Annotated in this window: 8 protein-coding genes; 2 read left to right on the top strand and 6 right to left on the bottom strand. The window is 41.9% G+C overall.

Annotated features, from left to right (window positions below):
* The first annotated feature begins 197 nt into the window (after positions 1–197).
* Positions 198–4,829 carry a FimV/HubP family polar landmark protein gene (locus tag L1266_RS03555; RefSeq protein WP_235376869.1) on the top strand — a complete coding sequence of 1,544 codons (4,632 nt, stop codon included), beginning with the start codon at positions 198–200 and terminating at the stop codon, positions 4,827–4,829.
* A 61-nt stretch (positions 4,830–4,890) separates the two neighbouring features.
* Here the strand turns inward: L1266_RS03555 and L1266_RS03550 are convergent, their stop codons facing one another.
* Together L1266_RS03550 and L1266_RS03545 are read right to left on the bottom strand one after the other, a co-directional pair.
* Complete coding sequence (locus L1266_RS03550; protein WP_235377000.1) at positions 4,891–6,516, bottom strand: M28 family metallopeptidase; 1,626 nt, start codon at positions 6,514–6,516, stop codon at positions 4,891–4,893.
* Positions 6,517–6,643: 127 nt separating this feature from the next.
* Positions 6,644–7,663, bottom strand: coding sequence for an MBL fold metallo-hydrolase (locus L1266_RS03545; protein ID WP_235376868.1), 1,020 nt, complete (start codon positions 7,661–7,663; stop codon positions 6,644–6,646).
* A gap of 175 nt (positions 7,664–7,838) precedes the next feature.
* Between L1266_RS03545 and L1266_RS03540 the strand changes: the two genes are divergently transcribed.
* Entirely contained in the window at positions 7,839–8,432 is a 594-nt protein-coding gene (locus tag L1266_RS03540) for a TetR/AcrR family transcriptional regulator (protein ID WP_054561833.1), read from the top strand.
* A 56-nt stretch (positions 8,433–8,488) separates the two neighbouring features.
* Here L1266_RS03540 and lipA read toward each other — a convergent pair whose 3' ends face one another.
* From lipA to L1266_RS03520, 4 genes are all read right to left on the bottom strand, one after another.
* Entirely contained in the window at positions 8,489–9,454 is a 966-nt protein-coding gene (gene lipA, locus L1266_RS03535; protein WP_054551675.1) for a lipoyl synthase, read from the bottom strand.
* Positions 9,451–10,104 carry a lipoyl(octanoyl) transferase LipB gene (gene lipB, locus L1266_RS03530; protein ID WP_082389180.1) on the bottom strand — a complete coding sequence of 218 codons (654 nt, stop codon included), beginning with the start codon at positions 10,102–10,104 and terminating at the stop codon, positions 9,451–9,453. Before lipB ends, lipA begins: the two co-directional genes overlap by 4 nt.
* A 19-nt stretch (positions 10,105–10,123) precedes the next feature.
* Positions 10,124–10,402 carry a DUF493 family protein YbeD gene (gene ybeD / locus L1266_RS03525; RefSeq protein WP_054551674.1) on the bottom strand — a complete coding sequence of 93 codons (279 nt, stop codon included), beginning with the start codon at positions 10,400–10,402 and terminating at the stop codon, positions 10,124–10,126.
* A 183-nt stretch (positions 10,403–10,585) separates the two neighbouring features.
* Positions 10,586–11,746: a serine hydrolase gene (locus L1266_RS03520; protein ID WP_054551673.1), complete on the bottom strand. Its 1,161-nt coding sequence runs from the start codon at positions 11,744–11,746 to the stop codon at positions 10,586–10,588.
* Positions 11,747–11,759 lie beyond the last annotated feature (13 nt).

Below are 11,759 nucleotides of genomic sequence, written 5' to 3'. Positions count from 1 at the left end.
AAAAGTCTCTCAGCCGCTAATATTTAAGCTATTTACTATCAAGGTGTTGCAATAGATATTGCAAGGCAACTAAGTTATAGTTTGCAGCTGGAATAGAGCTTGCAAGAAAACATAATTAAGAATCAATTCTGCAAGAATTACTTGATGTTTAAGCAACCAGGGTTGCTGCGTTAACATTTAAAACATAAAGGATCAGCATGCGCGGTTTAGCAACACTCTTCATATTAGCGTCTGCATTGGTGGTAACACCGACATACTCTGATGAAGGCACCACACTTAAAGGCCCTAGAGGTGTCGATTATGGTGCGCAGGGGCGCTCTATTGGTCCAATTAAACCGACCGATACACTGTGGCGCATTGCCGCTAAAATTCGCCCTGACAACTCTGTAAGTATTTATCAGGTCATGCAAGCTCTGTATGACAAAAACCCATCGTCATTTTTAGACCAAAACCTTAACCATATGCGCGATGGCGCATACCTAAAAATCCCAACCATTGCTGAAATGCGCGCGGTCAATCCAACGTTAGCAAAAGCGCGTTCTGAACAAGATGATGAGCTATGGGAGAAAAAGAAAAACGGCACGCTGACTACTGCTGAAATTAATGAATCGCAAAAGAAAGTAACCCAAGCCCGTAAAGTTGATGTAGACGAAGCAAAGCAAGAGCTTAAGCAAGAAATCAACACCATTAAAACAGAGCAGGGTACGCAGCTAGTCGAGCTTCAAAAGCAGTTTAAATCGTCGGTTGAAAATGTTGAAGAAATCTTAGCTGAGAACAACAAACTCAAAAAACAACTGAGTGGTATTTCTAAAGAGCTTGAAACCGTTCGCGATCAGCTTGGTCAAGACAGTGAAATTCAAAAGCAGCTGAAAGAACTGATCACTAAACAAAATGAAATCATAGAGCAGCAAAGAGCAAAAAAGATTGAAGAGGACAGTGGGTTTAGTTTTTCGAGTTTACTGAGCAACCCATTTGTTCTCGGTGCATTAATGTTTATTCCGGCATTACTGATCATTGCTGCCGTTGTGATGTTTTTGAAAAAACGCAACAGCGCCAATGATGATACAGATGCCAGCGATGACGATGAATTTTTACCTCAAAGCCCAAGTTATAATGCTGATGATGATTTAGAACCAATTATAGAAACTGATCCACTAGTTCCTGATCCAGTCGAAGACAATGATGACTTGAGTGTGCGTTTAGATGACGACTTAGACCAAGACATGCTGCCAGATGATGACATCATTTTTGACGACAGCATTGATGATAGTTTCGATGAAGATGACAGTGTTTTAAATCAAGATGAGCTAGAAGGGCTTTTAAGTGATGATATTGAGTTTAGCGATGATTCATCTAATAGCGCTGACGATAATGATTTAGATGCATTTTTACAGCAAGATTTCGATCAAACCGATGACGACAGTTTAGGTGATGAAATAGACCTAGATAGTGAACAGTCTCCAGCAGATTCATCGGGTGATATTTTAAGTGCTGATGACATTGATGACCTATTTGATACTGATGAAGGTGACTCGTTAGATAACGCTAATGATGAAATGGCAGCGCTTAGTGAAGAGCTCGCAGAAGATGACGCTGAAGATGATTTTGACATTGATAGCTTAATTGATGAGCAAAACAACACGGATTCTAATCAAGACGTAAACCTAGACGATATTGATGACTTACTCGATGAAAATAATGATGCCTCAACAACTAACGTAGAAGCAGAACTAATCGATGAAGATGATTTCGATATCGACAGCTTAATTGATGAAGCGCAAACAGACGAGCCAGCAGCCGAAGCTAACGATGCATTAGAAAACGACGATCTTGATGATGCGCTGGATGTTGATGACATTGACTCGCTATTAGATGAAGCTCAAGAAGAAGCGCCAGCCGAAGAACCAAGCGCGGATGAACTCATCGATGAAGATGATTTCGATATCGACAGCTTAATCGATGAAGCACAAACAGAAGAGCCAGCCGCTGAAGCTAACGATGCATTAGAAAACGATGATCTTGATGATGCGCTAGATGTTGATGACATTGACTCACTATTAGATGAAGTTCAAGAAGAAGCGCCAGCAGAAGAACCTAGCGCAGACGATTTAATCGACGAAGACGAGCTTGATGATGATTTAGATGTCGATGACATTGATTCATTGCTAGATGAGACACAAGCAGAGCCTGAAGCGGAACTTGTTGAAGAGCAGCCTGAAGAGCTTATTGAAGAGCTTATTGAAGAGCCTAGCGCAGACGATTTAATCGACGAAGACGAGCTCGGTGATGACTTAGATGTTGATGACATTGATTCATTGCTAGATGAGACACAAGCAGAGCCTGAAGCGGAACTTGTTGAAGAGCAGCCTGAAGAGCTTATTGAAGAGCCTAGCGCAGACGATTTAATCGACGAAGACGAGCTCGGTGATGACTTAGATGTTGATGACATTGATTCATTATTAGATGAAGCACAAGCAGAGCCAGAGCCTGAAGAGCTTGTTGAAGAACCTAGCGCAGACGATTTAATCGACGAAGATGAGCTTAATGATGACTTAGATGTTGATGACATTGATTCATTACTAGATGAAGCTCAAGATGAGCAACAGCCTGAAGAAATACAGGAACCTGAAGAGTTAACTGAAGAATTAGCAGAAGAACCTAGCGCAGACGATTTAATCGACGAAGACGAGCTTGATGATGCCCTCGATGTTGATGACATTGATTCATTGCTAGATGAGACACAAGCAGAGCCTGAAGCAGAGCTTGTTGAGGAGCAGCCAGAAGAGCTTACAGAAGAACCAAGCGCAGATGACTTAATCGACGAAGACGAGCTCGATGATGATTTAGATGTCGATGACATTGATTCATTATTAGATGAAGCTCAGACAGAGCCTGAAGCAGAGCTTGTTGAAGAGCAGTCTGAAGAGCTTGTAGAAGAACCAAGTGCAGACGATTTAATCGATGAAGATGAGCTTGATGAAGCCCTAGATGTCGATGACATCGACTCACTATTAGATGAAGCTCAAGAAGAGCCTGAACCTGAAGAGCTGGTTGAAGAGTCAATTGAAGAACCAAGTGCAGACGATTTAATCGATGAAGGTGAGCTTGATGATGCCCTAGATGTCGATGACATCGACTCACTATTAGATGAAGCTCAAGAAGAGCCTGAATCTGAAGAGTTGGTTGAAGAGTCAATTGAAGAACCTAGTGTAGACGACTTAATTGACGAAGATGAGCTTGATCATGATTTAGATGTCGATGACATCGACTCATTACTTGATGAAGATGCTAGTGATGAGCAGGACTCTGACGTTGATGATGAGCTTGAAGAGCTTATTCAGCAAACAAATGAGCTGAAGCAAGACACTGAAGCGCAGATCTCAGATTTAAGTCATGAACAGAGTGACAGTGCAGAGCATGATGAGAATCTACAAGAGTCGCTAGAAGATTTAGCCGATGCTGATCAAGCGGTTGATGACATGAATGTTGAATCGATTGCATCAGAGTTGGTTGATGATACGGATGATAGTGACGAAGTTGATATCGATGAAGCGCTTAATCAAGAGTTTAATGAAGATAGCGATGAGCTATTAGATGAAGATGATAGCCTTGACGAGTTTGATGATCCGTCACTGAAAAGTGTTGATGAGTTATTAAATGAAATTGGTGAAGAAGATGACTATGTCGAAGCACCAGACTGGTCAATAGATGAACCAGAGCAAGACATAGAAGAAGTTGAAATTGATTTAGGCGATGATCCGCTAGCAGATGAAGACCTAACTGATGAATTTGATTTAACCGCCGACGAAGAGCCATTACAGCAAGATACCGTGACTCCTAGCCAAGAGTTGGAAGAGTATCCAGAGCTTGAGCTAGATGAAGCCGGTTTTGAATTGGATGAATCTGATGAAGACACTTCTGGTGAGTTAGATGAAGATGCACCATTACAGCTAAGTCAGGCAGAGCAAGACCTTGCTAATTCATTAGCAACGGGTAATGAGCTTGATCAGCTAGACGATGATTTTGATGATGGGATCTTGCTTGATAATGAATTTACAGAAGATGATATTCTTGACCCTGAGGACGACTTATCGGATCAATCACAGAGTGAAGGCACAACAGAGTTAACGAGCGAAGCGCCAATTGACGATGAGGTGGCTGATAGCCAAGACGAATTAGAAGAGTTCCCTGAATTCGAATTGGACGATATTGAACTTGATGATGCCGTAGAAGCTGAGCAAACATTAGCTGATATCGAGTCTAATTTAGCTGACGAGGCTGATTTAAGTGAGCTGTCAGACGATGAAATCGATGATGATTTTATGGCTGACCTTACTCAAACAGACTTTGATGCACTGTTAAATGAACTAGCAGAGCCAGATGAAGCTGATATTGCTGATGCAAGTGAATTCGACGTTGATTTTAATGCACTATTAAATGAAGACTTACAGGGTGAAAGCGAACAGCCAGTTGAACCTGAAGTACAGGTATTAGATGCCGAGGAGCAACAAACTACTTCAACGGATGAGTTTGTAGATATCGATTCATTACTTGAACAAAGTGACGATGAAGCACTCGACCATGAACCTTATGATGAGGTTGATATGGATGTAGGGCTGAGTGATTTTAATGACTTGCTAGCAGGTGATAACCCAACTGATGTTGATGCCGAAAGTGGTGGTTACTCAGCAAAACTGGACTTAGCTCGGGCATATATCGAAATAGACGACTTTGACTCAGCTCTGCAAGCCGTTGAAGATGTTATTGCCAATGGCCCAGAGGAAGTGCAAGAAGAAGCACAATCACTTAAGGCTAAAATTAACGAGTAATAAGTAAAACTGACAATAAAAAACCGAGCAACTAGCTCGGTTTTTTGTATCTAAGCGAAGGTTATTGCTTGTCTTGTAAGCGACGAGCTTTGAAATCAGACTCGGCTTTCCACTTAGGCCAATCGCCGTTATCAGCAAGTTTGGCGGCAATATCAACAATCAGTTCAATATCTTGCTCAACACCGCCCATAGACCAATCTGCTGAATAGTCGTCAGCTTCTTTATGATATTTGTGCGCGATGTAATCAGGATCTGTATCACCTAAACTCATAAATAGTAAACTAGGAACCCCTTTCTTAGCCAGCGAGAAGTGATCAGAGCGGAAGAACAAACCATTTTGAGGACGCGGGTCCATTTTTACATGACGACCTTGTGCTTTCGCTGCATCTGCAAGGTAGTCTTCCATTTCAGACATGCCTTTACCGTATTGTAATATGTAGTCAACGCCGTCTAGCACGTTCATACCATCAATATTAAGCAGCGCGACCATTTGCTTGGTTGGTACAATCTCGCCAGTTGCGAATTGCTCTGAGCCAATAAGCCCTGTTTCTTCAGCCGTAAAGTTGGCAAAGATAATAGAGCGTTTAAATGGTTTTTTCTTATGCATTTCAGTAAGAATACGGGCTATTTCAACCGTTGCTGCGCTACCTGATGCGTTATCAACAGCACCATTGTAGATTTTCACTCCGTCATCAGTTTGCTTGGTGCCAAAGTGGTCCCAGTGCGCACCAATTACAATGTACTCATCAGGGGTTTCGCTACCTTTAAGCGTTGCAACAACATTATGCGATTGCGCTTGAGAGATATCACTTTTCAGTGTCAGCGCTGCTTTCGCTTTTAAGTCGACAGGTTTAAAGTCAGCTTTTAGTGCGTTGGCTTTTTCAGTTTGATAATCAAGGCCTGCTTGAGCAAAAATTTCATTTGCCGCTTGTTCGTCAATCCAACCCATTACAGGGATGTCAGAAGCATTCTTATCTTGGTCGATTAAGGTATATTTGCTACCCGTGTTCGAGCTTTCTACAACGCCCCAAGGGTATGCGGCAGGAGCAGTTTCGTGAACGATAAATACTGCTTTTGCACCTTGGCGAGCACCTTCTTCATACTTGTAAGTCCAACGACCGTAATAGGTCATAGCATTACCGGTGAAAAGCGCGTCGTCTTGGGTGGCAAACCCAGGATCATTAACAAGCACGATAATTGTTTTGTTTTTTACATCAATATCTGCAAAGTCATCCCAATTATATTCAGGTGCATTGATACCATAGCCAACAAATACAACATCAGAGCCATCGATGTTGATTTCAGGGTTAATTTGTTGGGTACGGGCGGTAAAATCACTGCCAGCATTAAAGCTTAAATCACCCACTTGTAAGGTCATGTTTTGATCTGGAGTGAGTTTTGCCATCGTAACTGGCTGTAAAAACTCGCCATTAAAACTACCGCTTAAGCCGAGTTTTTTATATTCATCGGCTAAATAGTTAATAGTGAGCGTTTCTCCTTCAGTTAAAGGGCCACGGCCTAAGAATTCATCAGAGGCGAGGGTTTTAATATGTGAGCGTACATTGGCAATGTTTACGGCTGCATTGCTTTCAGCGTTTGGTTCATCAGTGCTTGTTGTTGGTTGCTCAGAGCAGCCGAATAAACCAATTGCAAGTGCCAAGCTTGCATACTTAAGGTGAGTTGTCATAGTTTTTCTGGTTGATTGCACAGGGTTTCACTATATGGGACACGAAGGGGGGCTGTCCAGAAAGAGTCTACAAATAACTAATTATTCAGGATGAAAGGATAATAATGCACCTTTCATCCTGTCAATTTTACCACCACGCTTTATCAATGGCGGTATCTTGAATTTTAAATACCTCACCAACTAACGGAGTACTCAGTGACACTTGCTCCTGTCCTGCTTTTTTAGCGACACGTTTAAGTGGGTCATACCAAGCATGAAAGGCAAGATCGAATGTACCATTATGCACGGGCACCATCACATCACCTTGTAAGTCGAGGTGAGCTTGTACTGATTGCTCTGGTGTCATGTGAATGTCAGCCCAATCTTTGTCGTAAGCACCGGTTTCAATAAAAGTGATATCAAATGGCCCATAGCGATTACCAATTTCTTTAAAGCCAGCAAAATAACCAGAGTCACCGCTAAAATAAAAGCGCTTGTCATTTACTTTAATAGCCCAAGAGCCCCAAAGAGTTTTATTGCCATCTGTTAAACCTCGGCCAGAAAAGTGCTGGGTTGGTGTAAATACAATTTGGCTATTTGCCATATTTTGCTCTTGCCACCAATCAAAACTATGGACTCTTTGTTCATCAACTCCCCATTTTTTCAGGTCGTTTTCGACTCCTAATGGCACATAAAAAGAATCTGTTTTACCAACAAGCTGTTTAATCGCCGCTTTATCTAAGTGATCATAATGGTTGTGCGAAATAAATACCTTGGCAATGTTTGGTAACTCTTTAATGCTGATAGGTGTTGGCTGAAAGCGCTTTGGCCCCATGAATGAAAAAGGCGAAGCGCGCTCTGAAAATACCGGATCAAATAGCCAGTATTCGCCATACACTTTCGCTAAAATAGAGGAGTGACCTAATTTTACAAAATGCACTGTGTCATTAGATAAACGCTCAAGCTGTGCATGAGAAACAGAATGCATAGGCAGTTCACCTGTTGGCTCTGCATCAATTTTCTTTTCAGTAATAAAGCGTTTGAAGATACCTAGCGTTTTCTTAAAGCTGGGTCTTTCTACCTCGGCGCTATTGTGGAACTTGCCATCAGATAATTGCGCAGAGTGGCTGTTATCACTCACGCCATCAGCGGCTAATTGATTATTCATAATAAACACTCCTATCACGATGCATAGAGTGGCGATTGCGAGCCATTTTAGAAATTTCATATCGTCACCATAAGTAAACTACACGGTGTAGTTTTTCATGGTTTGCTATAAAAGTAAACTATCTAGTGCATTTTTTATTTTTGCGTTACACTAGTAACCCTTATCGGAGGGGTCCATGAAATTATCACAGAGAAAACGATTAGATATTTTGAATGCAGCTGAAACGTTGTTTTTTCAGCAGGGCGTTGAGCATACAAGTATGGATCAGGTTGCAAGCTTAGCAGGTGCCTCAAAACGTACCGTCTACAATCACTTTGAAAATAAAGATGTGTTGTTTCAAGCAATTCTAGTGTTTATGTTTGAAAAAGTCCGCCAAGAGCAAGCGGTTGTATTTGATGCCGCTGTGCCAATTGCACAGCAGTTAACACGCATTGCTGAACAAGAAGTGGCACTTTTGACCTCTGAAGAGTTTTTAAAAGTAGCGAAAGTCGCTTTCATGCAGATGTTACAGCAGCCTGATTTAGCAAAATCATTAGCCAGTAATAACATGGGCTGTATGCAAGATCTGGTGGCGTTTTTAGAAGCAGGTGTAAAAGCACAGGTTTTAACGATTGATGATGTTGAGTTTGCAGCAAAACAGTTTGTGTATCAGTTAAAGTCTCTGATCTTCTATCCGTTGCTGTATGGCTTTGAGCGCCAAGAAGGCGACTCCGATAACAAAGTAATAAGCGAAACTGTAAAAATGTTCTTAGCGCGTTATGGGCGCTGATATTTTGGAACATAAAAAAGCCCGCTTAATGCGGGCTTTTAAATAGTTGTAAAGTATTACTTCACTTCTTTACCAGCTGCTTGTTGGTCAGCATGGTAGCTTGAGCGAACAAATGGACCACAGGCCGCATGTGTAAAGCCAATTTCGTCTGCATAATCTTTTAAAGCATCAAACTCTGCTGGCGGCACATAGCGTTTAACCGGTAAGTGGTGCTTAGAAGGTTGTAGGTATTGACCTACTGTTAGCATATCAACGTTATGCTCGCGTAAATCACGTAATACTTCTTCGATTTCGCTAATTTCTTCACCTAAACCTACCATCAAACCAGATTTAGTTTTCACATCTGGATGTGCTTCTTTAAAGCGGCGTAACAACTCAAGTGACCATTTATAGTCAGCACCTGGACGCGCTAATTTGTATAAACGCGGTGCTGTTTCTAGGTTGTGGTTAAATACATCTGGCGGCGTCTCGATTAAGATATCAAGGGCTCTGTCCATACGACCACGGAAGTCAGGTACTAGAATTTCAATCGTGATTTCTGGGTTATGCTTACGAATTTCACGAATACAGTCAGCAAAGTGCTGTGCACCACCATCACGTAAATCATCACGGTCTACTGACGTGATTACAACATAGCTTAGCTTCATGTCTTTAATAGTCAGCGCTAGCTTTTCTGGCTCAGCTGCGTCTGGCTTTAATGGACGGCCATGGGCAACATCACAGAATGGACAACGACGAGTACAAATAGCACCTAAGATCATGAAAGTCGCAGTACCATGGTTGAAGCATTCAGATAGGTTAGGGCACGAAGCCTCTTCACACACTGAGTGTAAACCATGTTTACGCATCGCTTGTTTAATACCATCAATACGTTCAGTTGATTTTGGTAAGCGAATTTTTAGCCACTCTGGCTTACGCAACATTTCGTTTTTTTCAGTCGGTAAAACTTTAACTGGGATCAGTGCCATTTTTTCTGCATCACGCAGTTTTACGCCTGGTTCCATTTTGACTGGTTTATTCATTCGTTTTCAAACCCTTCAGTGTGCTTAACCACAGTAGCATTAAGCTTTTTAATCATGTGTTTTACAAGCCCTGCACCTGCTTGCTCGAGGTTTTGCGGACCGTTTAGATCGGTTGTTTGCACCATGTTCATGCCAGCATAGCCGCATGGATTAATACGTAAGAATGGACTTAGATCCATACTTACATTTAGTGCTAAACCGTGGAAAGAGCAACCGCGGCGAACGCGAAGGCCTAGTGAGGCAACTTTGCTGTCGTTAACGTAAACACCGGGTGCGTCCGCTTTCGCGTAGGCATCAATGTCGTAGTCTTTTAACGTATCAATAATGCACTCTTCAAGCCAAGTTACCAGCTCCCTTACACCAATGTTTAAACGACGTAAGTTGAATAGCACATACATCATTTGTTGGCCTGGTCCGTGATAGGTAACTTGACCACCACGATCCACTTGGATCACTTCGATATCACCGGTATTTAATAAGTGCTCAGCTTTGCCTGCTTGGCCTTGCGTAAATACTGGCTCGTGCTCTACAAGCCAAATTTCATCTGCTGTGTGCTCATCACGGGTGTCGGTAAAAGATTGCATTTTTTGCCAAATTGGCATGTAACGCTGACGACCTAGTTGACGAACGATTAATTCTCTTTCGCTCACGAGTTACTCCGTAATCGGCCTATAGCATGTGACGTACGTCATCGATGTTGCTGATCACGTTATAAATTTCTTCAATGTGCTCTTTACTTGTAACCGTTGCTACAAGCGTTACAGATTCGTAATTACCTTTGCTGCTTGGTTTTACCTTTGGCGCATAATCGCCAGGTGCAATTGGTTGCAGCTTTTCTAGGATCTGATCTGTTAGATTTACGTTAGCTAAGCCCATGATTTTAAATGTGAATGGGCATGGGAAATCTAAATACTCGTCAAACTTAGTATTTTTTACAGGTTGAACCACGACGGTGACTCCTCAAACAGTGAGTGTGCTTAATAGAGGTGTTCTCTGCCATTTCTTGGCGTTAAGCAAACTTAGATTACGACGCACTCGACCCAGCGCGACTGATATGGGGCGCATTCTATCATTTTTCAGACAAAAAAAAACGCCTTGCGGTGCAAGGCGTTTATAAACTTTATGACCAGATTACTGAATTTGTAAACGTAGGTAATCGTAGATCTTGCTAAAGAAGCTGCCTTCTTCCACTTCTTCTAGTGTAACTAGTGGATATTGTGCAATTTCTTCACCTTCAAGCTGTAAGAATAGCGTGCCTACTTTAGTGCCTTTAGCAAGCGGTGCTTCTAATGTTTTATCAAGTTCGAAGTTCGCTTTTAAGTTTTTACGCTGACCACGTGGAATCGTAATAGGTGTGTCTTCTAAGATACCTAACGATACGTTTTCTTTGTTACCCATCCAAATACGTTGCTCAGCAAAGCTGTCGCCTGCTTTATATGGCGTGATTGTTTCGAAAAAGCGGAAACCGTAGTTCAATAGTTTTTTGCTTTCAACTTTACGAGCACGTTCGCTTTCAGTGCCCATTACTACCGCGATTAAACGCATGTCATCTTTAGTTGCAGAAGTTACTAAGCTATAACCCGCTTCTGATGTATGGCCAGTTTTAATACCGTCAACGTTCATGCTTTCATCCCATAACAATGAGTTACGGTTGTATTGCTTGATACCGTTAAAAGTGAATGATTTTTTCGCGTATACTTCGTACTCATCTGGTACATCGCGAATAAGTGCAGCACCTAAAGTTGCCATATCACGTGGTGTCGTGAAGTGTTCGTTAGTATCTAAACCATGGCTATTTACGAAGTGGCTGTTAGTCATGCCAAGTTTTTCAGCGTGGGCATTCATTAAATCAGCAAATGCGCTTTCGCTACCAGCAATGTGTTCAGCCATGGCTACACAGGCATCGTTACCTGATTGAATAATAATACCGTGGTTAAGGTCATCAACGCTGATCTGCTTACCTACTTCGATAAACATTTTTGATGATTCAGGAAAATTCTTTGCCCAGGCTTTTTCACTGACTGTAACCATATCAGTTGGTGCAATATTACCTGCTTTGATTTCAGTACCAATTACATAACTGGTCATCATTTTGGTTAAACTAGCCGGTGCTAATTTTGTATCTGCTTCGCCTTCGGCAATCACTTTACCTGTGGTGAAATCAACCAAGAAATAACCTTTCGCATTAACTTGAGGTGGGGCAGGGATAATTTGGGCTGTTGCAGAAAATACGCTAGCAGTGCAAACAAGGCCACAAACGCCACTTAAGATTTTATATTTTATAGATTTCATCGTACTCATTAAT

It is taken from the genome of Pseudoalteromonas sp. Cn5-37 (assembly GCF_021532495.1).
Lineage (GTDB): Bacteria > Pseudomonadota > Gammaproteobacteria > Enterobacterales > Alteromonadaceae > Pseudoalteromonas > Pseudoalteromonas simplex.
Note: the sequence above shows the minus strand (reverse complement) of the source record. Positions and strands in the feature narration are given on the sequence as shown.

Bases quoted from the DNA above. Each gene is read 5' to 3' on its own strand.
- L1266_RS03540 (WP_054561833.1), top strand. From the start codon at position 7,839: ATGAAATTATCACAGAGAAAACGATTAGATATTTTGAATGCAGCTGAA.
- L1266_RS03550 (WP_235377000.1), bottom strand. From the start codon at position 6,516: ATGACAACTCACCTTAAGTATGCAAGCTTGGCACTTGCAATTGGTTTA.
- lipA (WP_054551675.1), bottom strand. From the start codon at position 9,454: ATGAATAAACCAGTCAAAATGGAACCAGGCGTAAAACTGCGTGATGCA.
- L1266_RS03555 (WP_235376869.1), top strand. From the start codon at position 198: ATGCGCGGTTTAGCAACACTCTTCATATTAGCGTCTGCATTGGTGGTA.
- L1266_RS03545 (WP_235376868.1), bottom strand. From the start codon at position 7,663: ATGAATAATCAATTAGCCGCTGATGGCGTGAGTGATAACAGCCACTCT.
- L1266_RS03520 (WP_054551673.1), bottom strand. From the start codon at position 11,746: ATGAAATCTATAAAATATAAAATCTTAAGTGGCGTTTGTGGCCTTGTT.